The organism is Nakamurella flava (assembly GCF_005298075.1).
In the GTDB taxonomy this organism is placed as follows: Bacteria; Actinomycetota; Actinomycetes; order Mycobacteriales; family Nakamurellaceae; genus Nakamurella; species Nakamurella flava.
In genome coordinates, this window is record NZ_SZZH01000003.1 from 699,478 (window position 1) to 722,783 (window position 23,306).

Genomic DNA, 23,306 nt, shown 5'->3' on the forward strand with positions numbered 1-23,306 from the left:
CTCCTGTCAGCTCATGTTGGGGTCGAAGGTGAAGATCACCAGCGTGCCCACACCGAGGATGAGGACGACCGAGGCGGCCAGCATCAGCTGGAGCCAGAAACGGGTGCTGTCCTTGCGGGCGTAGTCGTTGATGACGACCCGCAGGCCGTTGGCACCGTGCAGTTCGGCGAGCCACAGCATGACGAGGTCCCAGACCTGCCAGTACGGGCTGGCCCAGCGACCGGCGACGAAGCCCCAGTTGATGCGGTGCACCCCGCCGTCGAGGATGTTCATGATCAGCAGGTGGCCGAGGACCAGGACCACCAGCACGATGCCGGACAGTCGCATGAACAGCCACGAGTACATCTCGAAGTTCGACTTGCGGCCGGCCACCCGGCGCTTGGGCGCCCGCGGCGCCTCGATGCCCCGCGTGGCGGGCGGGTCGTACGCGGCGGTCATCAGGAGGCTCCGAACATGTCGCTGACGGTCCGCTGCAGCATGAAGTACACGCCCGGGATCATCAGGACGAACCAGACGGCGAGGATGATCCACAGCATCGGGCGCTGGTACTTGACGCCCTTGCTCCAGAAGTCGACCAGGATCAGCCGGACGCCGTTGAGGGCGTGGTAGAGCACGGCGGCGACCAGGCCGACCTCGAGCAGGTTGACGACCGGGTTCTTGTAGGTCTCGATGATCGCGTTGTAGCTCTCGGGGGAGACCCGCACGAGCGCGGTGTCGAGTACGTGCGCGAAGAGGAAGAAGAAGGTCAGGACACCCGTGATGCGGTGGGCAACCCAGGACCACATCCCGGCGTCACCCCAGTAGACCGACCCGCGGCGCGGTCGGGCGACGACCACGGCGCCGGCGGTGGGACTCGGACTGGACATGATCGTTTTCGACCTCCGGCGTCGACGGCGGGACACACAGCTGTAAGGCACGCGACCAGCGACAACGTTCCGGGTCGGCGTTCCCGGGCGTGCGCGATCTTCCGCCGATGCTAGCTCCGGGCCCGACGGCTCTGCGACTTTCCTGGGTGTGACATTCCAGTCGCATCCGAAGGCGCTTCGTCTGTCGACCGCCGGGGGATCCCGGGCCCTCGCAGGCGACTCCCCGGACCGCGCTGTCTGCCGGTTCTCGGTTGTCGAGCATCACCCGAATGATCACCTGCGGAATCGACCGATGGCCCGAAAGGGTGCATTCCGTTCGACGCATTGTGAGCCGATGCCCCGACTGCCATTCTTCCCTGGCCGTTCCATCCGGTTGTCGACGACCTGCCCGGATCGGACCGTCACTGTCGGTGCCCACGTCGCGGCCCGGCGGGTTTCGTGCGCCTCCGGGTGGGGCCACGCTGGGGGAAGAGGTCCCGTCATGTCCCGTGTCGCTGACACCGTCGACCGACCACTGAGTCCGAGGCCCAGGCGGGGCAGGGCCGGCTGGTCCGCCCTGCTCGTGCTGGCGCTGTTCGGCTCGCTGCTGCTGGGCGGCGGGATCGCCGCGGCCGCGGCCGCGACCGCTCCCACCGTTCCCACGGCCCTCACCGCCACGGTGACCGCCAAGGGCACCGTGACCCTGAAGTGGTCGCCCCCGGCGAACAACGGCGGGTCGACGATCACCGGCTACGAGGTCAGCCGAGACGGCACCGACGCGAACGGGACCTACGGATGGTCCACCGTGGTTCCGGCCTCGGCCCGTAGCCAGACGTTCACGCTGCTGTTGCCCGACCAGTGGTACGGCTTCACCGTGACCGCCCGCACCGCGGCCGGCACGAGCCCGGCCGCCACCGTCTACACCACGGTTCCGCCCCCGGGAGTGCCCTTCACCGGTCCGGCGGCCAACACCGGCTCGGCCACGATCACCTGGTCCCCGCCGTGGACGACCAACGGCGCCACCATCACCGGCTACCGGGTCGCCCGGGACGGCTACGACACGGACGGCAGCGGTGCCTGGTCGACCACCGTGCCGGCGAACATCCGGTCGTTCACCTTCACCAAGCTCGGCCCGACCTCGTACACGGCCACCGTGCAGGCCATCACCACCGCGGGGACCGGTCCGGCCAGTAAGGCTCCGGTGTACACCGGCACGCCGCAGATCTTCATGGGTCAGGTCGCCGGCTACACGGTGACCACGAACAGGGCCGCCGGGACCGCCACCATCACCTGGCGCGTCGACCCGACGGGAAACCACTGGCAGACCCCGGACGGCTTCCTGGTCGGCCGGGACGGCGTCGACCGCAGCAGCACCGGCGTCTGGTCCACCACGGTCGGCGCGACCGTTCGAAGCTTCACGTTCACCCAGCTCAAGGCGGGCAACACCTACCGGCTGTCCATCACCCCGTATCTGTTGTGGCTGACCGGCAAACCGTCCGGTCCCACCTCGCTGACCCAGACGGTGACGGTGCAGCTGTGAGCACCCCGACGCTGTCGATCGCCCGCGCTGGGGGCCATCCGCTCCGCGTCACCCTGGTTGCCGTGCTGACCCTGGTCCTGGGCATCGCCGGTGGTGGCGTCGCGGCGGCGGCGACCGCCCCGACCGGGCCGACGTCGGTCTCCGCGTCGACGACCGGAGCCGGATCCGCCGTCCTGAAGTGGTCGCCCCCGGCCTCCACCGGTGGGTCGGCCATCACCGGATACGTCGTCGGCCGTGACGGCACCGACAGCAACGGCACCGGTGCCTGGTCGACCACCGTGGCGGCCTCGGCCCGCAGCCAGAGCTTCACGCTGCTGGTCCCCGGCCGCACCTACACGCTGTCGGTCCGGGCGAAGCGGGCCGCCGGACTGGGGCCGGTCGCGACGGTCAAGGTCACGGTGGCGACGGTCCCCGGCGCGCCGGTCGTTCCCGACTACATCGTGGCGTACCCCCAGCCGGACCAGACCCACACGGCGACCGTGACCTGGCAACCGCCGGCCAGCACTGGTGGCAGTGACATCACCGGCTACCGGGTGAGCCGGGCCGGCTACGACACGGACGGCACCGGGCCCTGGTCGACGGTCGTGGGGCCAGGCGTCCGGTCCTTCACCATGACGAAGTTGGGGTGGACGAGCTACACGTTCACCGTGGAGGCGATCAATGCCGTCGGTGCCGGCCCGGCTGCGTCCACGTTGGCCCCGAACACGATCCCCGACTACGTGCACAAGCCGACGATCACCGCCGTCACTTCTGACCCGGCGGCCGGGACCGTGACCGTCACCTGGGATTTCCTCTACTACGGCAATCACGCCCATACGCCCGACCGGGTCCGCGTCGGTCGGGACGGGACCGACGCCAATGGAACCGGGACCTGGTCGTCGACCGTGCCGGTCATTTCCCGGTCCTTCACCTTCACCAGGCTCCAGCGCGGCTCGACCTACACCTTCACGATCGACGCCTGGTTGAACTATTCGCCCAACGACAAGCGCGGCGACGCGGTGACCGTCACCCTCTGACCCAGGGACCCCCGCAACCCGACCGCCCCGGCCCATCGGGCCGGGGCGGCCGGGCGCGTGCGGGTTGGTCCGGTTTGCGGTGCAGGGGGTCATCGAACGGAAGACCCGGCGTCACGGCACCCTCACTGCGTGATTCCTTCGGTCACGATGCCATCACGGCCGACGGCCGGACGTGGCCCGGTTCCCTACCGCCGGGTAACGTCCGGGCGGCGCCGGGGTGCCTCGCACCGTCGCGGTCCCGGCCGGCCTACCGCTTGTTCAGTACCGGCAGAGGAGACCCCATCGTGCGTCGAGCTCGCAGTTTCTCGCTGCTGGCCGGACTGGCAGCCACCGTTCTCGCGGTCGCCGCCTGTTCCTCGCCCAGCAGCACCTCGTCCAGCGGCACCACCACGGCCGGGGGAGGGACGACCTCCGCCGCCAGCTCGAGCGGCGCGTCCGGCTCGGCCACCACCTCCGGGGGTGGCGTCGGCTCCACCGCCGTCAAGGTGGGCCTGGCCTACGACATCGGCGGCCGGGGTGACCAGTCGTTCAACGACCTGGCCGCCAAGGCCCTCGACGAGGCGAAGGCCAACGGGATCGAGATCGTCGGCGAGCTGACCGCCGGGGCCAGCGAGCCCGATTCGGCCAAGGTCGACCGCCTCAACCAGCTCGTCGACGACGGCGCCACCGAGATCGTCGCCGTCGGGTTCGCCTACGCCGGCCCGCTCGGTGAGGTCGCCAAGGCCAACCCGGACGTCAACTTCGCGATCGTCGACGACGCCTCCCTGGCCAGCGAGCCGAACGTCGCGTCGCTGACCTTCGCCGAGGAGCAGGGCTCCTACCTGGTCGGCGTGGCCGCGGCCAAGAAGTCCACCACCGGCAAGGTCGGCTTCATCGGCGGCGTCAACACCCCGCTGATCCAGAAGTTCCAGGCCGGCTTCGAGGCGGGGGTGAAGGCCACCAACCCGAACGCCACCGTCACCAGCCGCTACATCAGCGAGCCCCCGGACTTCAGCGGCTTCAACGACCCGGGCAAGGGCGAGACCATCGCCACCGGTATGTACAACGACGGCAACGACGTCATCTTTGCCGCCGCGGGCGGCTCCGGCGCCGGTGTCTTCAAGGCCGCCAAGGCCGCCGGCAAGTGGGGCATCGGCGTCGACTCCGACCAGTACAACATCTCCGCGCTGGCCGACGTGAAGGACTCGATCCTCACCTCGATGCTCAAGAACGTCGACGTCGCGGTCGGTGACTTCATCCGCAGCGGCACCAACGGTGCCCCGCTGACGGGGGTCAAGGTCTACGACCTGAAGAACGACGGTGTCGGCTACTCGACGTCCGGCGGGTTCATCACCGACTACGTCGCCGACATCGACGCGGCCAAGCAGAAGATCATCTCCGGCGAGGTGACCGTGCCCTCCACGGTGGGCTGACGGTCCCCGTGCTGTGATGGTGCCAGCGGCCCCGGCGGAGTGTTCGCCGGGGCCGCTGGTCTGTTCCAGGATCACTGTCCGCCGACACCGTTCCGCCCCCCGATGCATCGTCCGACGGTCCCGTCGGACGACACCGCCCAAGGAGAGTCGCCCGTGACCACTCCCTCCGCCGGCCCGCAGTCCGGTGCGGCGCCGGCCGCCGTCCGGCTGACCGGCATCACCAAGCGCTTCCCCGGGGTGGTGGCCAACTCCGACATCAACATCACCGTCCGCCGGGGCTCCGTGCACGCCCTGGTCGGCGAGAACGGGGCCGGCAAGTCGACCCTGATGAAGACCCTCTACGGGATGCACCAGCCCGACGAGGGGACCATCACCGTCGACGGGCGGGACGTCACCTTCTCCTCGCCGGCCGACGCCATCGCGGTCGGCATCGGCATGGTCCACCAGCACTTCATGCTGGCCGACAACCTGACGGTCTGGGAGAACATCGTCCTGGGCTCGGAGAAGGTCGCCGGCGGCCGGCTGGATGTGAAGGGCTCGCGGAAGGTGATCGACGACCTGGCCAAGCGCTACGGCCTGGCGGTCGACTCCGGGGCGCTGGTCGAGACGCTCGGCGTCGGGGCCCGGCAGCGGGTCGAGATCCTCAAGGTGCTCTACCGGGGGGCGAAGATCCTCATCCTGGACGAGCCGACCGCGGTGCTGGTGCCCCAGGAGGTCGACGAGCTGTTCGGCAATCTGCGGGAGCTCAAGTCCGAGGGCCTGACGATCATCTTCATCTCGCACAAGCTCGACGAGGTCCGGGCCATCGCCGACGACATCACGGTCATCCGCCGCGGCACCACCGTCGGCACCGCCGACCCGAAGACCGTCACCAACCGCGAGCTGGCCGAGCTGATGGTCGGCTCCGCCCTCCCGGTGCCCGAGTTGCGCGAGTCGACCGTCACCGACCGGGTCGTCCTGCAGGTCCGCGGGTTGACGGTCGCCGGTCCGCCCGGTTCGGCCCGGGACGTGCTGACCGACGTCGACCTGACCATCCACGCCGGTGAGGTCCTCGGCATCGCCGGGGTCGAGGGCAACGGCCAGGCCGAACTGGTCGACGCCATCATGGGCATCCGCCCGCTGTCGGCCGGTTCGGTCGAACTGCAGGGCACCGACCTGGCCCAGAAGTCGACCCGGGCCCGCCGGGAGGCCGGCATGGGGTTCATCCCCGAGGACCGGCACCGGCAGGGCCTGCTGCTCGAGGCCTCGCTGTGGGAGAACCGCATCCTCGGCCACCAGACCCGGGCGCCGTCCGCCCGGGGGATGCTGCTCGACCGGGGTGGGGCGAAGCGGGACACCCGCCGCATCGTCGAGACGTTCGACGTCCGCACCCCCGGCATCGACGTCACCGCGGCGTCGCTGTCCGGCGGCAACCAGCAGAAACTCATCGTCGGCCGGGAGATGAGCGAGGACCCGGTCCTGCTCATCGCCTCCCACCCCACCCGCGGGGTCGACGTCGGCGCCCAGGCCGCCATCTGGGAGCACCTGCGCACCGCCCGCGCGGCCGGTCTGGCCGTGCTCCTGATCTCGGCCGATCTCGAGGAGCTCATCGGCATGTCCGACCGACTGACCGTCATCCTGCGGGGACGGCTCATCGACGAGTACGACCCCCGCACCGTCACCCCCGAAGAACTCGGCGGGGCCATGACCGGCGCCGCGACGGGCACCCCGGGTGGTGATCGGCGATGACCGGGTCCCGCGCGCGGCGCATCCTGCTCGGCGCGGCCGCCCCGGTCGCCGCGCTGCTGGTGTCCGTCCTGATCACCTCGATCCTGCTGGTCGTCACCGGGCACAGCCCGGCCGAGGCGTTCGGGGCGATGGCCGGGGCCTTCGAACGGCTCCGCAACGTCCTGGGCACCATCAACCAGACCGCGATCTACTACCTGGCCGCAGTGGCCGTGGCCATCGGGTTCAAGATGAACCTCTTCAACATCGGTGTCGACGGCCAGTACCGGTTGGCCGCGATGCTGTCGGCCGCGGTCGCCGGGGCGTCGTTCATGAGCTCGTTGCCGAGCTTCCTGCGGATCCTCATCACGCTGGCCGTGGCCATGGCCGTCGGGGCCGCCTGGGCCGGGATCGCCGCGTTCCTCAAGGTGACCCGGGGTGTCTCCGAGGTCATCAGCACCATCATGTTGAACGCCATCGCCACCTTCCTGATCGCCTGGCTGCTGACCCCGCAGCTGCTCGCGGTGCTGGAGGGCAACAACATCGCCACGCCCAAGATCACCGAGGGCGGTCAGGTCGGGGTGATCGCGTTCGAGGGGTCGACGACCCCGCTGTTCACGCTGGTCTTCCTGGCCCTGGGCGTCGGTGCCCTGTACGCGCTGGTGCTCTCCCGCACGGTGTTCGGGTTCTCGCTGCGCGCGACCGGACTGTCCGAGTCGGCCGCGGTGGCCAGCGGTATCTCCGTGAAGAAGATGATCGTCGCGGCCATGCTGCTGTCCGGCGCGGTGGCCGGCCTGGTCGGCATGCCCGAGCTGCTGAACGGGTCGGCCGGTTCGTACTCGCTGAACTTCCCGGCCGGCATCGGCTTCACCGGCATCGCCATCGCCCTGCTGGGCCGCAACCACCCGGTCGGGATGATCTTCTCGGCGCTGCTCTGGTCGGCCCTGGACAACTCGGCCAACGCGCTGCAGGGCGTCGGGGTCCCCCGGGAGCTCGTGACGATCATGCAGGGCGTCATCGTGCTGTCGGTCGTCGTCGCGTACGAGTTCGTCCGCCGGTACCGGCTCAACCTGGAGGCGCGGGACGTCGCGCGGGCCCTGGCCAACCGGCCGAAGCAGGAGGTGGCGGCATGACGACGGGATCTCTCGGTGTTCCCGCCGGTGGCGGCGGGATCGACTCGGATCTGGCGGTGCCGACGCCGACGACCAAGCGCCGGATGCGCAACCTGCCGCCGGCCGCCTGGCTCGGCATCGTCGTCCTCGGACTGCTGGTGGTCTCGGCGGTCCGGGTGTTCACCGACGCCACCAACCTCGACTCGTCCGGCGCGATCCAGGCCGCGATCACCGCGGCGGTGCCGATCGCCCTGGCCGGGCTGTCCGGTCTGTGGAGCGAGCGGGCCGGCGTGGTCAACATCGGCATCGAGGGGATGATGGTCCTCGGCACGTTCGGGGCCGGGTTCGCCGGTTACCAGTACGGGCCGTGGGCGGGCGTGTTCTTCGGGATGGTCTGCGGTCTGCTCGGCGGTCTGCTCCACGGGCTGGTGACCATCACCGTCGGTGTCGACCACATCATCTCCGGTGTCGCCATCAACATTCTGGCGCCCGGCCTGACGCTGTACCTGTCCCGCCTGCTGTTCTCCGACGCCCCGGGCGGCGGTCAGCGGCAGTCGCCGCCGGTCAGCGACGTCCAGCGCATCACCATCCCCGGGCTGTCGGACTGGCTCGGCGACATCGAGGCCAAGGGCTGGTTCTTCGTCTCCGATGTCGCCGGCATCGTCCGCGGCGTCACCACCAACCTGTCCGTCCTGACGGTGCTCACCGTGCTGTTGATCGTCGGGTCGGTGTTCGTGCTGTGGCGGACCCGGCTGGGGCTGCGGCTGCGGTCCTGCGGTGAGGCGCCCTACGCGGCCGAGTCGCTCGGCGTGAACGTCTACTTCTACAAGTACGTCGCCGTCGCCATCTCGGGGGCGTTGGCCGGGTTGGCCGGCGCGTTCCTGGTCATCGGCCTGAAGTTCCAGGACGGGCAGACCGGTGGCCGCGGCTACATCGGCCTGGCCGCGATGATCTTCGGCAACTGGCGGCCGGGCGGCATGGCCATGGGCGCCGGCCTGTTCGGCTACACCGACGGTGTGCAGCAGTACGACTCGTCCGGGACAGCGATGCGCGCGTTCCTGCTGCTGGTCGCGGCGGCCCTGGTCGTGGTGGCGGTGCTGCAGTTCCGGCAGGGCGCCCGCACGGTCGCCATCGTGGCCGGGCTCATCGCCGTCCTCTGCGTCTGGTGGTTCTCGGCCACCGACACGCTGCCGCAGCAGCTGGTCAAGGCCGCTCCCTACGCGATCACCCTGCTGGTGATGGGGCTGGCGTCGCAGAACCTGCGGATGCCCAAGGCCGACGGGTTGATCTACCGCAAGGGCGGTGGCCACTGATGTCCCCGACCTTCTCCGGCACGTTCACCGGGAGCGACGAGGACTGGCAGGACCTGCGGCAGCGGGCCGTCGCCGTGGCCGCTGACGCCTACTGCCCGTACTCGCACCTGCAGGTCGGGGCGGCCGCGGTAGCCGAGGGTGCGGATGGCGAGCTGCGCCTGGTCACCGGGTGCAACGTCGAGAACGCTTCCTACGGCCTGGGTCTGTGCGCCGAGTGCACGCTCGTCGGGCAGCTGCGGCTGTCCGGCGGCGGCCGGCTCGTCGCGCTGGCCTGCCGGTCGGGGGCGGGCGAGCTGCTGATGCCGTGTGGCCGCTGCCGTCAGGTGCTCTACGAGTTCGGCGGACCCGAGCTGCTCATCGACACCCCGGACGGCCCCCGTCCGATGACCTGGGTGCTGCCCGCCGCGTTCGGTCCCGAGCACCTCCCGTCCTGAGCCTGTCCCGGCTCCCCGGAGTTCGAAGGAGAACCCCCGCATGTCCGGCTTTGCCGCAGTCGACGTCATCCGCACGAAGCGTGACGGTGGTGAGCTGTCGACCGCCCAGGTCGAGTGGGTCATCGACGCGTACACCCGCGGCGACGTCGCCGAGGAACAGATGTCGGCGCTGTTGATGGCGATCCTGCTCAACGGGCTGTCCCCGGCCGAGCTGTCCGCGTGGACCGGCGCGATGATCGCGTCCGGGGTGCGGATGGACCTGTCCGGGGTCGGGCGGCCGACGGTCGACAAGCACTCGACCGGCGGAGTGGGGGACAAGATCTCGCTGCCGCTGGCCCCACTGGTCGCGGCGTGCGGGGCGGCGGTGCCGCAGCTGTCCGGCCGGGGCCTGGGTCACACCGGCGGGACGCTGGACAAGATGGAGTCGATCAGGGGCTGGCGGGCCACCCTGTCGCCGGACGAGATGCACCGCCAGCTCGCCGGAATCGGCGCGGTGATCTGCGCGGCGTCGGCGGACCTGGCCCCGGCCGACCGCAAGCTCTACGCGCTGCGGGATGTCACCGCGACGGTCGAGTCGATCCCGATGATCTCGGCGTCGATCATGAGCAAGAAGATCGCCGAGGGCACGTCGGCGCTGGTGCTGGACGTGAAGACCGGCACCGGGGCGTTCATGAAGTCGTTCGACGAGTCGCTGGAACTGGCTCGCACCATGGTCGGTCTGGGGGCGGCCGCGGGCGTGCGGACGTCGGCGTTGATCACCGACATGTCGACCCCCTTGGGCCGGGCGGTGGGCAACGCGGTCGAGGTCGCCGAATCGATCGAGGTGCTGGCCGGTGGAGGACCGGCGGACGTGGTCGAGCTGACCGTCGCGCTGGCCCGCGAGATGGTCGAGCTGGTCGGGCTGTCCGTCGACCCGGCCGAGGTGCTGACCTCCGGGAAGGCGATGGACACCTGGCGGGCGATGGTCGCCGCCCAGGGCGGCGACCCTGACGCGCCGCTCCCCACGCCGAAGCACGTCGAGACCGTCACGGCCGAAGCCGACGGCGTGGTGGCGGCGGTCGACGCGCTGCCGGTCGGGGTGGCCGCCTGGCGGCTCGGCGCCGGTCGCGAGCGCCGCGAACACGACGTGCAGGCCGCCGCCGGGGTGCTCTGCCTGGTCAGCCCGGGCGACACCGTGCGAGCGGGGCAGCCGCTGTTCGAGCTGCACACCGACACCCCGGAGAAGTTCGCCGTCGCCCACACCGAACTGGCCGCCGCGGTGACGTTGGCCCCGGTCGGAACCGTGGTCGAGCCGCGGCGGTTGGTGCTGGAGACGGTGCGATAGCGGTGACAGCTACCTCCATACTGCAGGTATTGCTGCCATAATGCAGGCATGGGTAAGGCCATCACCGTCAGAGACATCCCGGACCGGACGAGTGCGGCGCTGGCCTCGCGTGCCGCTCTTTCCGGGCGTTCGCTACAGGAGTACCTGAGGCAACACCTCATCGAATGGGCTGAACGACCAGACCCGGAGTCGTGGATGGCCGAGGTCAAGCTGCGGAAGCAGCTTGCGCCGTCGAAGTACTCGCGGCAGCAGATGTTGGCCGATCGAGACGCCGACCGTCGGTGACCCTGGTGGTCGTCGATGCGTCCACCGTCGTCGCGGCTCTCCTGGACAGCGGACCGGACGGGACCTGGGCTGAGAAGATCGTGACCAGCGGCGACCTCGTCGCGCCCCACCTGTTGCCGGTGGAGGTCGCATCCATCCTGCGGCGCGCCGTCGCGGCCGGGCGGCTGACCGAGGAATCGGGCACCGTCGCTCACGCCCAGTTGGCGCATATGCCCGTCGACCTGTGGCCCTATGCGCCGCTGGCCGAACGGGTCTGGGCCCTCCGTCCGAACGTCACGACCTACGACGCCTGGTACGTCGCGCTGGCGGAGACGATCGACGCGCCTCTGGCCACGCTGGATGCCAGACTGATCCGGGCGCCAGGAACGCGGTGCCGGTTCGTCTCCGCGCCTGAACTCGACTGACTTCAGGCTGGGCGCATCTCCACCGGGCTGGCGACGGTGACGGTCCGGCTGACCGTGCAGAGCCGGTCGCGGGACTGTTCGATGGCCCGGGCCAGCACGGAGCGGGCCTTGTCGCCGGCCGCACCCTCGGGGAAGACGAGGTCGAAGACGGCCTGCAGGTCGGTCATCCGGTTGCCGTGTTCGTCGCGGATCTTGTCGCCACTGACCCGCACGGTGAACTCGTCGGCGGTGGCGCGCTTACCGGTGATCATGTCGACGTCGATCGCCGAGCATCCGCCGATGGCGGCCAGCAGCAGCTCGACCGGGGTGAACGAGTCGGTCTCCCCGTCGCCGAAGTCGATCCGGCCGCCCCGTGGGTTGGTGGCCTGCCACCGGCCCGGACCGAGCCGGGTGACCTCGACACTGCGCGCGTTGGAATCCGTCATGGCCCAGATCCTGCCTGCTCGCGGTCAGGTCGCCGTCCGATACCCCTCGATGACCCGCGCCTCGGCCCGCAGTCGTTCGGCCGCGTCGGGTTGGTCGACGGCGTCGAACGTGGTCGCCGCGGCCCGTCGTTCCTCAATCTGACCGTCGACGACCAGGGCGATCTCGGCCTCCGTCAGTTCCAGCCGGGCCACCTCGGTCGACCCGACGCCGACCGACGCCCCGGCCACGTGTTCTCCGGCGAGCGACGAGGCGGGGACGTGCGCCGGGGCCGGGACGGCCTGGGCGTCGTCCAGCGCGGCCAGCAGCGAGCGGATCGCCGCGACGTCCACACCGGACCGGGCCTTCATCGCGGTCTTCAGGTCGCTGCGCAGCCGCGCCCGTAGCTCGGTCAGCACGTCGTCGGACTCGTCTTCGGGAAGCGGGGACACCCGGCGAGTGTGGTCATCGGGCCGAGTTTCCGTCAACGGGAATGAGGTGGGCGTAGTCGGGGAGGTCGATCTTGTCGGCCGGCGGGCTGATGAGCCCGCCGCTGACCGCTTTGACCGGCGCGGACCCGGCCACCCGGAGCGCGGTGCGCAGCACCCCGAGCCCGATGGCGCTACGGGGGTGCACGACCTGCGGGGTGCCCGGGGGCAGCTTCTGGGCCTGCTCCACGTACGGCCGCAGGATGCGCTCATACCCGGCGAAGCCGTCACGGTGGTGCACGTGGGCGGCCAGTTCGCCGGCCAGCACGTACCCGCCGACGATGGCCAGGCTGGTACCCATCCCGCTCACCGGGGTGGCGCACCAGGCGGCATCCCCGAGGAGCGCGACCCGTCCGGAACTCCAGGTGGGGCTGACGATCTGGCCGAGGTCCTCCAGGTAGAGGTCGTCGGCGACGTCCAGACCGGCGAGCAGCCGCTCGGTCCGCCACCCGGCACCGGCGAACCGGTCGCGCAGCATCAGCTTCTGCTCGTCGCGGGACAGTTCGTCGTGGCGGTCGTCGCTGCGGAACGACAGCGTCACCCGGGTGCGGCCGACGTTGTCCGGACGGGTCGTCACCGAGCGGCCGTCCGGCGCGTTGTACCAGTTCCACCAGTCGTCGTCCTCGGGCGCGCGCGCGACCGAGTAGTAGCCCATCGTCAGGCCCAGGGCCCGCCGTTCGGCGGTGTCGCCGAACACCCGGCGACGGGTGGTCGAGCCGACGCCCTCGGCGACCAGCAGGACGTCGAACCGCTCGGACGACCCGTCGCTGAACGTCACGTCGAGGCCGTCCGGTGCCTCTTCACACCGCAGCACGGTCAGACCGAACCGATGGTCCACGTCGCCCCGGGTCCGCTCGAACAGCAGCTCGGCCAGCTGCCCCCGCAGGATCTCCCGTTCCGCGGTCGCGCCGTCGGTGTCCGACTCGCCGGCCGGGAACTCGGCCAGCGGGGTGTCGTCGCCGTCGACGAAACGGGTGCCCACCTCGCCGGTGCTGCGGTCACCCACCTCGTCGTCCACTGTCCGGGCTGGGGTGCGACCGTCGAAGCCGCCACTGGGCATCCGCCGCAGCACCTCCCGGGCGGCGCCGCGCACGTCGATGTTCTGGCCCTGCGTGCGCAGCTCCGACGACCGCTCGATCACCGTGCACCGCCACCCGAAGCGGGCCAGCCACCAGGCGGCGACCTCGCCCGCGATGCCCGCTCCCGTGATCAGCGCCGTTCTCGTCATGGAGCGCCTGTACCCGACGCGGCGCCCGGCAACCGGGCCCCACGGGTCGGCCCGGGTAGCGTCCGAAGGGTGCCTGCCGAACTGACCGAGGACAACATCCGCCGCGCGCCGAAGGTGCTCCTGCACGACCATCTGGACGGGGGCCTGCGTCCCGCGACCCTGGTCGACCTGGCCGAGCAGATCGGCTACACCGACCTGCCGACCACGGACGTCCCCGCCCTGGCCGCCTGGTTCGCCGAGTCCGCCTACAGCGGTTCGCTGGAGCGGTACCTGGAGACGTTCACGCACACCGTGGCGGTCATGCAGACCCGGGAGACGATCATCCGGGTCGCGTCCGAGTGCGTGCAGGACCTGGCCGCCGACGGCGTCGTGTACGCCGAGGTGCGGTTCGCCCCGGAACTGCACGTCGAGCAGGGCCTGACCCTGGACCAGGTCGTGCAGGCCGTCCTCGACGGATTCCAGGCCGGCATGCGCGCGGCGGCCGCGAACGGCCACCCCATCCGGGTCGGCACCCTGCTGACCGCGATGCGGCACGCCGCCCGGTCCCGGGAGATCGCCGAGCTGGCCATCGACTTCCGCGACCGCGGGGTCGTCGGGTTCGACATCGCCGGTGCCGAGGCCGGGTTCCCGCCCACCCGGCACCTGGACGCGTTCGAGTACCTGCGCCGGGAGAACTTCCGCTTCACCATCCACGCCGGGGAGGCGTTCGGTCTGCCGTCGATCTGGGAGGCCATCCAGTGGTGCGGGGCGGACCGGCTCGGCCACGGGGTGCGCATCGTCGACGACATCACCGTCGACCGGGGGTCGGGCTCCGACGGTCGGCCGAATCTGGGCCGGCTGGCCGGTTACGTCCGGGACCGGCGGATCCCGCTGGAGATGGCGCCGACCTCGAACGTGCAGACCGGCGCCGCCGCGTCGATCGCCGACCATCCCATCGGGCTGCTCACCGAACTGGGGTTCCGGGTCACGGTCAACACCGACAACCGGCTGATGTCCGGCTGCTCGATGACCAGCGAGATGGCCGGCCTGGTCGAGGCGTTCGGCTACGGGTGGGACACGTTGCAGTGGTTCACGGTGAACGCCATGAAGTCGGCGTTCATCCCGTTCGACGAGCGGCTGGCCATCATCAACGACGTCATCAAGCCGGGATACGACCGGCTGCGCAACGGCTGAGCGGGGTGGGGGGCGCCGGTCCGGCGCCCCCGTGCCCTCACGCGCTCTCGGCCTCGGCGGCGCCGCGGTCCCATTCCAGCCCGGCGGCGAACCGGTCGCGGAGCACGGTCCAGGTGGCGATCTCGTCGTCGAACGGCGGGGAGGGCGGCTGCCGGTCCGGGTCGGGCCTGGAAGCGGCGTTCAGCAGCTGACCCAGCGGCGTGGCGGTCGACAGGGCCTCGACCGTCTCCTCGTCCCCGCGGGCGGTGGCCGCGTCGGTGAGCAGCTCGACGGCCAGGGCGAGCTGCGCCGGGTCGGTCGCCTCCGCACTGAGTTCCTCGTCCAGCGGACCGGCCTGCCGGTTCCGCGGGACGAACACCTCGGGCCCCTCCCGCAGGGCGGCCTCGTAGCCGTCCAGCAGGTAGGTGTTCTCCGGGCCGGCCAGGACGGCGGCGTCGCCGTCGGCGACGGCGCGTCGCACCTCGGGCCACACCTCGAGCCCGGCGAGGTCGTGGTCGTGGCCCTCGACGGTCAGGAAGTTCTCCAGCTCGCCCGGCGACGACCACACCAGGATCCGGCCGTGGTCGGCCAGGAACACCGGGGTCTCGTCCAGGTAGCAGCGGAGCGTCCAGCCGGTGCGACCGTCGACCGTGACCTCGAGGCAGTCGATGCCGATGTCGTCCCAGAACTCCAGGTCCTCGTCGCGGTCCTCGTCGGGCTCGTCCTGCGGGGCGACCGTGCGCGCGGCGGCGGCGATGGCGGCGGCCTCCTCCTGCGCGGCCGTCAGCGCCACGGCGTCGATGTCCGGGGTGGCGACGACGGAGTCGAGGGCGTCGACCACCTCGTCCCACCGCTCGGCGACGACGGCCCCCATCTCGTCCCACAGCTTCTCGCCCTGCCGGCCGGAGAACGCCTGCTCGCCCAGCGGGAGCACGGCGAACCCGTCGGCCGAGTCGAGGATCTCCTCGACCTTCTCCAACCCGCACACCTCGGCCAGCGAACGCACGATGGCCACCGTGTCGGCCAGCTCGGCCAGTGTCCAGATGTCCGGGACCTCGGCGACCAGGTCGGGGACCCCGACGACGTCGAAACGATGATCGTCGTCCGGCGTCAGCTCGTCGATGAGCAGCGCCCGCGCGGTCGCCCACTCCGGGTGGTCGGTCAGGTCGTGCTCGGCGCCACTGCGGACGAACGCGGCCAACCGGGTCGAATCGGGGAAGACGTAGAGGTCGTCGCCGTGCCCGAGGAAGGCCTCCCAGTCCTCGCCGTCCTCCCGCCAGCGTGGCGCCCAGAGGGTGACCATGTTGCCGTCGGTCAGGCCGAGTTCGATGGGAACGATCTCCGGTGCCACCTGGGGGTCCTCTCGGGGCAGGGTCTGGGCGGGCGGGGACCGTCGCCGAGCCCCCGGGCGAGCCTAGCGACTGCGGGGCCGCTGCTGGTCAGGCCGCGGCGCGCCCACCCGGTACTCTCGCCGTGCTCAGATCGTCATCACCCGGTCGGACTCGTCCCGTGGCCCGTCTCACACCCGATGGGTGCAACAACGTCGCTGCGGGTGACGACGTCCTGAGCAGGACACCCACGAACCCACCCCGCTGTGCGTGACGACCACTCCCGCCCACCGGTCACCGGTTCGAACCACCACCACCAGCTCCCGCCGCCGTGAGCCCGCGGGATCGAGGAACAGATGAGTGCGTCCCAGGCTTTGGAAGTGATCCGCCGACACGGCAGCGCCCGTGACGTCCAGACGGCCCTGTACTACGTCACCCGGGGACGGACGGCGATGCTGCTCGACCTCGCCCGGTCCGTGCAGCCGGCCGCCGGCCCCGACGGGACGGAGAACGGCGCGGGCGCGGTGCTCCGCGACCGCATCGAGACCACCCCGCGGGTCGACGTCGTCCTCTCCGACCGGCTCGGCTGACCCGGGCCGGTCGTAACCGGGTGGCCCGAGCCCGGCCGCGCAGGACAAGATGGCGGGGCACGACCCGCCCACGCCGTACCGATGGTGCCCCGGAGGTTCCCATGGCCGACCCGACCGACGACACGACCCCTGCACCCACCGAGTCCGACGCCCCGGTGGACGCCAAGGCCGCGTTCGCGGCGGCGTTGGCCAAGAAGAAGGCCGCCGGGCAGCAGCGGTCGGCCCACCTGGACGGCCACGGCGGCGTCGGGGGATCCACGGCCAACAACAAGGCCACCCGTCAGTTCCGTCGCAAGTCCGGATGATCTGTCCGCGCTGCGGGCAGCCCGGGACCGCGGGGCAGTACTGCGGCCGGTGCGGGCTGCACCTGGTCGGGTCGACCGGTCCGGTGCGCCTGGACAAGCCGACGCAGCAGTTCGGGGCCCCGCCGACCGGACCGGTGCCGTCGTACCCGCCGCCCGACCCGGCCACCCGGTACGCGATGCCGGGACCGGCGGGCGCGGTGGGCGGCCCGCCGCGGCGGCCGGGTGGCGGCCGGGTCGTGGTGCTGGTGGCCGTGGTCGCGCTCCTCGTGCTGGCCGGCGGGGCGGCCGCCTTCCTCGCCTTCCGCGGTAGCGGCGGGGAGACCACCGGTGCCGTGGCCGCGCCGGCACCGGTCACGACGGCGACGCCGGCCCCCACGACATCCGCCACCAAGGCCGCCGTCGGCGGTGCGGCACCGAGCACCGTGGTGCTGACCACCACCGTCACCCCGACCGTCTCCGCCACCGGTCTGTCCGGGGTGGCCGATCAGCCCATCGCCTGCAATTCCGGGTCCTTCGTGCTGCTGGCCTCCGAGACCGACGAGGCGTCTTTCGTCCGCCGGGTCGACGAGGTGCGGGCCGCCGGTCAACTGCCGGCCGGGGCCCACCGGACCACGACCTCGGCCGGGTGCGGGCTGTTCACCTCGGACGCCTGGGTGCTCTGGTCGGGGCCGTTCACGACGGCTGCCGATGCCTGCACGACCCGGCTGGCGGGACCGTTCGACGCTTCCGTCCGCAGCTCGGTACCCGGCGACAGCTCGTCCAGCTCCTGCGCCTGCGTGACGACGATCGGATCGCCGCCGACCCTGTACCCGGGGTCGGCTCGCAGCCAGTGGACCGGTGAGCTGCAGCGCCTCCTCGCACTCAAGCTCAACGACGAGGTCGGCGAGCTGAACTCCGCAACCTGGGGCGTCTTCACCCCGGCGCTGGCTGATGCGGTCCGTCGGTTCCAGGCCACCCGCGGCCTGACGGTCGACGGTGAGGTCGGGGCGCAGACCTGGACGGCTCTACGCAGCGCCGGCTGCTGATCCACTGATCGCGCGTTCGAACGACAACGGCCGCCCGACCCCGCAGTGGGGTCGGGCGGCCGTCGTCGTGAGGCGGTGGTCAGGCCTGACGGGCTGCGATGCGGGACATCTCGGCGCGATCGACGACCTTGACGCGGCCACGGCCGTGCGGCTCGCCGGCGGCCAGCTCGTGGGCGTCCAACCGGTCCCAGCCGGCGAAGTCGGTGACCGGCAGGCCCTTGGCGGCCAGCAGGGCGTCGACGTCGGCGGCGGTGCGCTGGGTGGCGCGCGACAGCTCGGGCGCGTCCTCCAGCAGGTTCGTGATGGTCTCGGCGGCGTCGGACTTGGTGTGGCCGATGAGTCCGACCGGTCCGCGCTTGACCCAGCCGGTCGCGTAGACCCCGGGCAGCGGGGCGCCGTCGAGGTTCAGCACCCGTCCGCCGGCGTTGGGCAGCACCAGCTTGGCGTGGTCGAACGGCAGGTCCTCGATGGCCTCGGACCGGTAGCCGACGGCCCGGTACACGGCCTGCACGTCCCAGTCGGTGAACAGGCCGGTGCCGCCGACGGTGCCGTCGCCGCGCAGTTCCTGACGCTCGGTGCGCAGTCCGGCGACCCCGCCGTCGGCGTCGGTGACGATCTCGACCGGGTTCTCCAGGAAGTGGATGTGGATGCGGCGGTGCGGGCCCGGCTTGGGGTCGCGCATGGCCCACTCGCTGAGCACGTCGACGACCATGCGCAGGGACTTGCTGCGGGCCAGGGCGGACTCGGACTCGTCGTCGAATTCCATGCCCTCGGGGGCGACGATGACCTGCACGTTGGGGGAGTGGTCCAGCTCGCGCAGCTCGACCGGGGTGAACTTGGCCTGGGCCGGCCCGCGGCGGGCGAACATGTGGACGTCGGTGACGGCCGAGTCGGCCAGCACGGCGTGCACGTGCGCGGGGATGTCGGTGACCAGCATCTCGTCGGCCGACTTGGCCAGGACGCGGGCGACGTCCAGGGCGACGTTGCCGACGCCGATGACGGCGACGTGCTTGGCCCCGGTCAGGTCCCAGTGCAGCTCGCGGTCCGGGTGCGAGTCGTAGAAGGCGACGAAGTCGGCCGCACCGTAGGAGCGGTCGGCCTCCTCGCCGGGGATGCCCATCGACCGGTCGCGCTCGGCGCCGGTGGCGAAGACGACGGCGTCGTAGAACTCGCGCAGCTCGTCGACCTTGATGTCGACGCCGACGTGCGTGTTGCCGACGAAGCGGATGCGCGGGTTTTCCATCACCCGGTGCAGGGCGACGATGATCTGCTTGATCCGCGGGTGGTCGGGCGCGACGCCGTAACGGATCAGGCCGTACGGGGTGGGCAGGCGGTCGAAGATGTCGACGCTGGCGTCCGGATCGCGGGTGGTGAGGATGTCGGCGGCGTAGATGCCGGCCGGACCGGCGCCGACCACGGCGACGCGAAGAGCCTCGGACATTTCAGATCTCCTGGCAGGTTAGGCAACCCTTCCATGCTAGGTCGTCGCCAGGCGTCAGGAGATGGATCGTGACCGAGGTCATGAGTGGGGCCTGATGCGGCCGAACCCCGCCGCCGGCCGCATCAGGCTCCCACTGATGACATCGTCCGACAGCACTGAGTTATTACACAACCACGAAGAGTATTCGTTTCTGGCGCACCTACTTCCTGCGCGCTCACCGAGTGCGACGAAACGATCAGTCCCACGCCGTCTCGTCGGCCCCGTCCGGACCGATGTCCCGGCACAGGTGCACCGCGTAGGCCCAGACGGCGAAGACGAAGGCCGCGCCGAAGGTCGCCAGGTCGGACAGATGGATCATGAGCTCCCCCGAGGATGGGTCCGGGTGGTCGCCGCGACCCGAACAGCGGGGCCGGGAGCGGCCGATGCTGTGGGCGACTTCAGTGAGCCAGCTCCCGATGACGCCGGTGTTACCCGGCGCTGTGATCCCGGCTACCCCGCTTTAGTAGCCCCCACCTCCGGCCAGCGAGACCGCGCCGGTGGGGTGCCAGACCGTCTTGTACTCGAGGAACGCGCGCAACCGGGCTGTGCCCGTCGGCACGAGCAGGCTCGTGCCGGCCGGGGGGACGAAGACCCGGGTCACGGTGTCGGCGGCCGCCCGCTCGGCGGCCACCCGCAGGTCGTGGTGCTCGGCCGCGGCGACACCGGTCAGATCGAGGGCGTTGACGTCGGCGTGCGCCGCGAGCACCGGCAACAGCTCGGCCACGTGCCCGGTCAGCACATTGACGACGCCACCGGGTAGGTCCGACGTGGCCAGGACCTCGGCCAGGGTGACGGCGGGCAGCGGTCGGTGCGCGTCCGCGACGACGACCACGGTGTTCCCGCCGGCGATGGCCGGGGCGATGACGTCGATCAGCCCCACCAGCGGGTCCGCCGGCGCGACGGCCCCGACCACCCCGGTGGGCTCCGGGGTGGTGAACGAGAAGTACGGCCCGGCCACCGGGTTGGCGCTGCCGAACGCGACCGCCAGCTTGTCGGTCCAGCCGGCGTAGTGCACCAGCCGGTCGATCGCGGCGTCCACGGCCACCACCGGGTCCAGGGCGCCGGCGGCGTCCGGGCCGGCCGGTGCGGCGCGGAGCAACTCGACGAACTGCGCGCGCCGGCCCTCCAGCATCTCGGCGATCCGGTAGATCACCTGTCCGCGGTTGTAGGCGGTCTGGCGGGACCACCCGCCGAAGGCCTTGCGGGCGGCGCCGACGGCGTCGCGGACGTCCTTGCGGGAACCCTGGGCCACGTTCGCGGCGAACGCCCCGGTCGCATCGGTGACCGGGTAGGTCCGTCCGGACTCCGAGCGGGGGAACGCTCCGCCGATGTACAGCTTGTAGGTCTTGGCCACGCCGACGCGGGTCATCGGGCGTCTCCCGTCGGACTGCTCGATGGGTCGGGGGTTTGCGCTGGGCTGTCGTCGGAGGCCAGGTAGGCGGCCAGACCGGCGCGGCCACCCTCCCGGCCGAAGCCCGATTCCTGGTAGCCGCCGAAGGCCGCGGTCGGGTCGAAGCGGTTGAAGGTGTTGGCCCACACCACCCCGGCCCGCAGCGCGCCGGCCATGCCGAGGATGCGGGAGCCCTTCTCGGTCCAGACACCGGCCGACAGGCCGTACGGCGTGTTGTTGGCCTTGGCGACCGCCTCGTCCGGCGTGCGGAAGGTGGACACGGTCAGCACCGGCCCGAAGATCTCCTCCCGGGCGATGCGCATCGAGTTGCCGACGTCGGTGAACAGTGTCGGCGGGAAGAACCAGCCCCGGTCGGGCAGCGGGCACGGTGACGTCCACCGGGTGGCGCCCTCGTCGTCGCCACTGGCCGACAGGGCGGTGATGCGTTCGAGCTGCTCGGCCGAGTTGATCGCGCCGACGTCGGTGTTCTTGTCCATCGGATCACCGACCCGTAGGGCGGTGACGCGCGCCCGGAGCCGGTCGACCACCTCGTCGGCCACCGACTCCTGCACCAGCAGGCGCGACCCGGCGCAGCAGACGTGCCCCTGGTTGAAGAAGATCCCGTTGACGATGCCCTCGACGGCCTGGTCGAGCGGCGCGTCGTCGAAGACGATGTTCGCCGCCTTGCCGCCGAGTTCGAGGGTCAACCGTCGGCCCGTCCCGGCCAGGGCGCGCTGGATCTGGCGACCGACCTCGGTGGACCCGGTGAACGCGACCTTGTCGAGGCCGGGGTGCGCGGCGAGAGCTGCTCCGACATCGCCCGCACCTGGGACGATGTTGACCACGCCGTCGGGCAGTCCCGCGTCGGCGATGATCTCGGCCAGCACCAGCGCGGTGAGCGGGGTCGTCTCGGCCGGTTTGAGCACCACGGTGTTGCCGCAGGCCAGGGCCGGGGCGATCTTCCAGGCCGCCATCAGCAGCGGGAAGTTCCAGGGGATGATCTGCCCGGCCACCCCCAGTGGCCGCGGCGCCGCGCCCAGCCCGGCGTGGGCGAGTTTGTCGGCCCAGCCCGCGTAGTAGAAGAAGTGCGCCGACGCCGTCGGGACGTCGACGTCCCGGGATTCGCGGATCGGCTTGCCGTTGTCGAGGGTCTCGACGACCGCCAGTTCACGGGCCCGTTCGGCGATGCCGCGGGCGATCCGGAACAGGTACTTGCCCCGCTCCAGGCCGGGCATCCGCGACCACACGTCGTCGTAGGCCCGCCGGGCGGCGGAGACGGCGTCGTCGATGTCGGCCGCGGCGCCGAGCGACACGGTGGCCAACGGTTCCTCGGTGGCCGGGTTGACGGTCTTGACGTCCTCGCCGCGGCCGTCGACGAACCGGCCGCCGATGAACGGCCGGTACCGCTCGGCCACCCGCCCGATGGCCGGCGACTCCGGCGCGGGGGCGTATTGCCAGTCGATGGCCGGCGTGGCGACGGTCGCGGGCTGTGCTGGGGTCATCGCTCTCAATCCAGGGTGATGTAGTCGGCGGCGCTGTAGTGACCGTCGGTCTGGGTGCGCCGCTGCAGCAGCAGGTCGTTCAGCAGTGACGACGCCCCGAACCGGAACCAGTACGGGCTCAACCATTCCGGGCCGGCGATCTCGTTGACCGCCACGAGGTGACGGATGGCGTCCTTGGTGGTGCGGATGCCGCCGGCGGGTTTGACCGCCCGCTGCTGGCCGGTCCGGTCGCGGAAGTCGCGGACCGCCTGCAGCAGCACCTGGGTGGTGGGCAGGGTCGCCGCGGGGGACACCTTGCCGGTGGAGGTCTTGATGAAGTCCGCCCCGGCGAGCAGGGCCAGCCAGGACGCCCGGCGGACGTTGTCGTAGGTGGCCAGCTCGCCGACCTCCAGGATCACCTTCAGGCGTGGTCCGGGGCCCGGGGCGGCGTCACAGAGCTGCTTGACGGCGACGACGTCCTCGAAGACCCGCCCGTACCGGCCGGCCAGGAACGCGCCCCGGTCGATGACCATGTCGATCTCGGTGGCGCCGGCGTCGATGGCGACCTGGGTGTCGGCCAGCCGGACGGCGCGGCTGGTGCGGCCGGTGGGGAAGGCGGTGGCCACGGACGCGATGCCGATCCCGGACCCGGCCAGCGCGTCGACCGCCACCGGGACGAGGTCGGGGTAGATGCAGACGGCCGCCACCGTCGGGGTGTCCGGGCGTCCCGGGTCCGGGCGCCGCGCCTTGGCGCACAGGTTGCGGACCTTGCCCGGCGTGTCCGCCCCCTCGAGCGTGGTCAGGTCGACCATGGCGATGGCCAGGTCGATGGCCTGCCGCTTCGCGTCCTTCTTGATCGACCGGGTGGCCAGCGTGGCCGACCGGGCCTCCAGCCCGACCGGGTCGACCCCGGGCAGACCGTGCAGGAAGCGGCGCAGGGCGGCCTCGTCGGCGACCGCGTCGGCCAGCGAGGAGTCGAGGATGGTGCCCGCCCCCGGGCCGGTGGGCAGTGGCGGAGCGGCTGTGCTCATGGGGGCCATCGTAGGGC

25 protein-coding genes are annotated in these 23,306 nt (G+C 71.4%); 14 read left to right on the forward strand and 11 right to left on the reverse strand.

Going from position 1 to position 23,306, the window contains the following annotated elements; all coding sequences use genetic code 11:
- Window positions 1–6: 6 nt before the first annotated feature.
- Window positions 7–438 (reverse strand): succinate dehydrogenase/fumarate reductase transmembrane subunit, encoded by a 432-nt coding sequence (locus FDO65_RS15050; RefSeq protein ID WP_137450480.1) that lies wholly within the window; start codon window positions 436–438, stop codon window positions 7–9.
- Window positions 438–866: a succinate dehydrogenase, cytochrome b556 subunit gene (gene sdhC / locus FDO65_RS15055; RefSeq protein ID WP_137450481.1), complete on the reverse strand. Its 429-nt coding sequence runs from the start codon at window positions 864–866 to the stop codon at window positions 438–440. Before sdhC ends, FDO65_RS15050 begins: the two co-directional genes overlap by 1 nt.
- Window positions 867–1,347: 481 nt before the next feature.
- Between sdhC and FDO65_RS15060 the strand changes: the two genes are divergently transcribed.
- The 10 genes from FDO65_RS15060 to FDO65_RS15105 all read left to right on the forward strand — a co-directional run bounded on the left by FDO65_RS15060 (window position 1,348) and on the right by FDO65_RS15105 (window position 11,389).
- Entirely contained in the window at window positions 1,348–2,385 is a 1,038-nt protein-coding gene (locus FDO65_RS15060) for a fibronectin type III domain-containing protein (protein WP_166442204.1), read from the forward strand.
- The gene (locus tag FDO65_RS15065) at window positions 2,382–3,401 is read left to right on the forward strand and encodes a fibronectin type III domain-containing protein (protein WP_137450483.1); all 1,020 of its coding nucleotides are present in this window, start codon (window positions 2,382–2,384) and stop codon (window positions 3,399–3,401) included. The genes FDO65_RS15060 and FDO65_RS15065 overlap by 4 nt, the downstream gene beginning before the upstream one ends.
- 284 nt (window positions 3,402–3,685) lie before the next feature.
- Window positions 3,686–4,813, forward strand: a complete 1,128-nt coding sequence (locus FDO65_RS15070) for a BMP family lipoprotein (RefSeq protein ID WP_137450484.1) — start codon at window positions 3,686–3,688, stop codon at window positions 4,811–4,813.
- Between the two features lie 102 nt (window positions 4,814–4,915).
- Complete coding sequence (locus FDO65_RS15075) at window positions 4,916–6,541, forward strand: ABC transporter ATP-binding protein (RefSeq protein ID WP_137450485.1); 1,626 nt, start codon at window positions 4,916–4,918, stop codon at window positions 6,539–6,541.
- A complete protein-coding gene (locus tag FDO65_RS15080; RefSeq protein ID WP_137450486.1) occupies window positions 6,538–7,650 on the forward strand; it encodes an ABC transporter permease in 1,113 nt (370 codons plus the stop codon). The genes FDO65_RS15075 and FDO65_RS15080 overlap by 4 nt, the downstream gene beginning before the upstream one ends.
- Complete coding sequence (locus FDO65_RS15085) at window positions 7,647–8,942, forward strand: ABC transporter permease (RefSeq protein WP_137450487.1); 1,296 nt, start codon at window positions 7,647–7,649, stop codon at window positions 8,940–8,942. Before FDO65_RS15080 ends, FDO65_RS15085 begins: the two co-directional genes overlap by 4 nt.
- Complete coding sequence (locus tag FDO65_RS15090; protein WP_137450488.1) at window positions 8,942–9,376, forward strand: cytidine deaminase; 435 nt, start codon at window positions 8,942–8,944, stop codon at window positions 9,374–9,376. The genes FDO65_RS15085 and FDO65_RS15090 overlap by 1 nt, the downstream gene beginning before the upstream one ends.
- 40 nt (window positions 9,377–9,416) lie before the next feature.
- On the forward strand, window positions 9,417–10,700 hold the full coding sequence (locus tag FDO65_RS15095) for a thymidine phosphorylase (RefSeq protein ID WP_137450489.1): 1,284 nt from the start codon (window positions 9,417–9,419) through the stop codon (window positions 10,698–10,700).
- A 48-nt stretch (window positions 10,701–10,748) separates the two neighbouring features.
- Window positions 10,749–10,985, forward strand: a complete 237-nt coding sequence (locus FDO65_RS15100) for a FitA-like ribbon-helix-helix domain-containing protein (protein ID WP_137450490.1) — start codon at window positions 10,749–10,751, stop codon at window positions 10,983–10,985.
- A complete protein-coding gene (locus FDO65_RS15105; protein ID WP_205850054.1) occupies window positions 10,982–11,389 on the forward strand; it encodes a type II toxin-antitoxin system VapC family toxin in 408 nt (135 codons plus the stop codon). The genes FDO65_RS15100 and FDO65_RS15105 overlap by 4 nt, the downstream gene beginning before the upstream one ends.
- Window positions 11,390–11,391: 2 nt before the next feature.
- On the opposite strand, the gene FDO65_RS15110 is transcribed toward FDO65_RS15105, so the two are convergent.
- From FDO65_RS15110 to FDO65_RS15120, 3 genes are read right to left on the reverse strand one after another with little or no spacing between them, the layout of a single operon-like run.
- Window positions 11,392–11,814 carry an OsmC family protein gene (locus tag FDO65_RS15110; protein ID WP_137450491.1) on the reverse strand — a complete coding sequence of 141 codons (423 nt, stop codon included), beginning with the start codon at window positions 11,812–11,814 and terminating at the stop codon, window positions 11,392–11,394.
- Between the two features lie 24 nt (window positions 11,815–11,838).
- Entirely contained in the window at window positions 11,839–12,243 is a 405-nt protein-coding gene (locus tag FDO65_RS15115) for a GatB/YqeY domain-containing protein (protein WP_205850055.1), read from the reverse strand.
- Window positions 12,244–12,256: 13 nt separating this feature from the next.
- Window positions 12,257–13,507: an FAD-dependent monooxygenase gene (locus FDO65_RS15120; RefSeq protein ID WP_137450492.1), complete on the reverse strand. Its 1,251-nt coding sequence runs from the start codon at window positions 13,505–13,507 to the stop codon at window positions 12,257–12,259.
- Window positions 13,508–13,576: 69 nt separating this feature from the next.
- On the opposite strand from FDO65_RS15120, the gene FDO65_RS15125 reads away from it, so the two are divergent.
- Entirely contained in the window at window positions 13,577–14,680 is a 1,104-nt protein-coding gene (locus FDO65_RS15125; RefSeq protein ID WP_137450493.1) for an adenosine deaminase, read from the forward strand.
- A gap of 37 nt (window positions 14,681–14,717) precedes the next feature.
- On the opposite strand, the gene FDO65_RS15130 is transcribed toward FDO65_RS15125, so the two are convergent.
- Window positions 14,718–16,010 (reverse strand): primosomal protein, encoded by a 1,293-nt coding sequence (locus FDO65_RS15130; protein ID WP_205850056.1) that lies wholly within the window; start codon window positions 16,008–16,010, stop codon window positions 14,718–14,720.
- A gap of 333 nt (window positions 16,011–16,343) precedes the next feature.
- Here FDO65_RS15130 and FDO65_RS15135 point away from each other — a divergent pair, with 333 nt between their 5' ends.
- The 3 genes from FDO65_RS15135 to FDO65_RS15145 all read left to right on the forward strand — a co-directional run bounded on the left by FDO65_RS15135 (window position 16,344) and on the right by FDO65_RS15145 (window position 17,907).
- Complete coding sequence (locus tag FDO65_RS15135) at window positions 16,344–16,577, forward strand: hypothetical protein (RefSeq protein WP_137450494.1); 234 nt, start codon at window positions 16,344–16,346, stop codon at window positions 16,575–16,577.
- A gap of 101 nt (window positions 16,578–16,678) precedes the next feature.
- Complete coding sequence (locus FDO65_RS15140) at window positions 16,679–16,882, forward strand: DUF5302 family protein (protein ID WP_137450495.1); 204 nt, start codon at window positions 16,679–16,681, stop codon at window positions 16,880–16,882.
- A complete protein-coding gene (locus FDO65_RS15145) occupies window positions 16,879–17,907 on the forward strand; it encodes a peptidoglycan-binding domain-containing protein (protein ID WP_205850057.1) in 1,029 nt (342 codons plus the stop codon). The genes FDO65_RS15140 and FDO65_RS15145 overlap by 4 nt, the downstream gene beginning before the upstream one ends.
- Before the next feature lie 79 nt (window positions 17,908–17,986).
- Here FDO65_RS15145 and FDO65_RS15150 read toward each other — a convergent pair whose 3' ends face one another.
- The 5 genes from FDO65_RS15150 to deoC all read right to left on the reverse strand — a co-directional run bounded on the left by FDO65_RS15150 (window position 17,987) and on the right by deoC (window position 23,289).
- Window positions 17,987–19,348: an FAD-dependent oxidoreductase gene (locus FDO65_RS15150; RefSeq protein WP_137450496.1), complete on the reverse strand. Its 1,362-nt coding sequence runs from the start codon at window positions 19,346–19,348 to the stop codon at window positions 17,987–17,989.
- 235 nt (window positions 19,349–19,583) lie between these two features.
- A complete protein-coding gene (locus tag FDO65_RS23115) occupies window positions 19,584–19,706 on the reverse strand; it encodes a hypothetical protein (protein WP_276606861.1) in 123 nt (40 codons plus the stop codon).
- 141 nt (window positions 19,707–19,847) lie between these two features.
- Window positions 19,848–20,756, reverse strand: coding sequence for an aldehyde dehydrogenase family protein (locus tag FDO65_RS15155; protein ID WP_137450497.1), 909 nt, complete (start codon window positions 20,754–20,756; stop codon window positions 19,848–19,850).
- Window positions 20,753–22,279 (reverse strand): aldehyde dehydrogenase family protein, encoded by a 1,527-nt coding sequence (locus FDO65_RS15160; protein WP_137450498.1) that lies wholly within the window; start codon window positions 22,277–22,279, stop codon window positions 20,753–20,755. Before FDO65_RS15160 ends, FDO65_RS15155 begins: the two co-directional genes overlap by 4 nt.
- A gap of 5 nt (window positions 22,280–22,284) precedes the next feature.
- On the reverse strand, window positions 22,285–23,289 hold the full coding sequence (gene deoC, locus FDO65_RS15165) for a deoxyribose-phosphate aldolase (protein ID WP_137450499.1): 1,005 nt from the start codon (window positions 23,287–23,289) through the stop codon (window positions 22,285–22,287).
- Window positions 23,290–23,306 lie beyond the last annotated feature (17 nt).

Bases quoted from the DNA above. Each gene is read 5' to 3' on its own strand.
- FDO65_RS15050 (WP_137450480.1), bottom strand. From the start codon at position 438: ATGACCGCCGCGTACGACCCGCCCGCCACGCGGGGCATCGAGGCGCCG.
- sdhC (WP_137450481.1), bottom strand. From the start codon at position 866: ATGTCCAGTCCGAGTCCCACCGCCGGCGCCGTGGTCGTCGCCCGACCG.
- FDO65_RS15060 (WP_166442204.1), top strand. From the start codon at position 1,348: ATGTCCCGTGTCGCTGACACCGTCGACCGACCACTGAGTCCGAGGCCC.
- FDO65_RS15075 (WP_137450485.1), top strand. From the start codon at position 4,916: ATGCATCGTCCGACGGTCCCGTCGGACGACACCGCCCAAGGAGAGTCG.
- FDO65_RS15080 (WP_137450486.1), top strand. From the start codon at position 6,538: ATGACCGGGTCCCGCGCGCGGCGCATCCTGCTCGGCGCGGCCGCCCCG.
- FDO65_RS15085 (WP_137450487.1), top strand. From the start codon at position 7,647: ATGACGACGGGATCTCTCGGTGTTCCCGCCGGTGGCGGCGGGATCGAC.
- FDO65_RS15090 (WP_137450488.1), top strand. From the start codon at position 8,942: ATGTCCCCGACCTTCTCCGGCACGTTCACCGGGAGCGACGAGGACTGG.
- FDO65_RS15095 (WP_137450489.1), top strand. From the start codon at position 9,417: ATGTCCGGCTTTGCCGCAGTCGACGTCATCCGCACGAAGCGTGACGGT.
- FDO65_RS15100 (WP_137450490.1), top strand. From the start codon at position 10,749: ATGGGTAAGGCCATCACCGTCAGAGACATCCCGGACCGGACGAGTGCG.
- FDO65_RS15110 (WP_137450491.1), bottom strand. From the start codon at position 11,814: ATGACGGATTCCAACGCGCGCAGTGTCGAGGTCACCCGGCTCGGTCCG.
- FDO65_RS15120 (WP_137450492.1), bottom strand. From the start codon at position 13,507: ATGACGAGAACGGCGCTGATCACGGGAGCGGGCATCGCGGGCGAGGTC.
- FDO65_RS15135 (WP_137450494.1), top strand. From the start codon at position 16,344: ATGAGTGCGTCCCAGGCTTTGGAAGTGATCCGCCGACACGGCAGCGCC.
- FDO65_RS15140 (WP_137450495.1), top strand. From the start codon at position 16,679: ATGGCCGACCCGACCGACGACACGACCCCTGCACCCACCGAGTCCGAC.
- FDO65_RS15145 (WP_205850057.1), top strand. From the start codon at position 16,879: ATGATCTGTCCGCGCTGCGGGCAGCCCGGGACCGCGGGGCAGTACTGC.
- FDO65_RS15150 (WP_137450496.1), bottom strand. From the start codon at position 19,348: ATGTCCGAGGCTCTTCGCGTCGCCGTGGTCGGCGCCGGTCCGGCCGGC.
- FDO65_RS23115 (WP_276606861.1), bottom strand. From the start codon at position 19,706: ATGATCCATCTGTCCGACCTGGCGACCTTCGGCGCGGCCTTCGTCTTC.
- FDO65_RS15155 (WP_137450497.1), bottom strand. From the start codon at position 20,756: ATGACCCGCGTCGGCGTGGCCAAGACCTACAAGCTGTACATCGGCGGA.
- FDO65_RS15160 (WP_137450498.1), bottom strand. From the start codon at position 22,279: ATGACCCCAGCACAGCCCGCGACCGTCGCCACGCCGGCCATCGACTGG.
- deoC (WP_137450499.1), bottom strand. From the start codon at position 23,289: ATGAGCACAGCCGCTCCGCCACTGCCCACCGGCCCGGGGGCGGGCACC.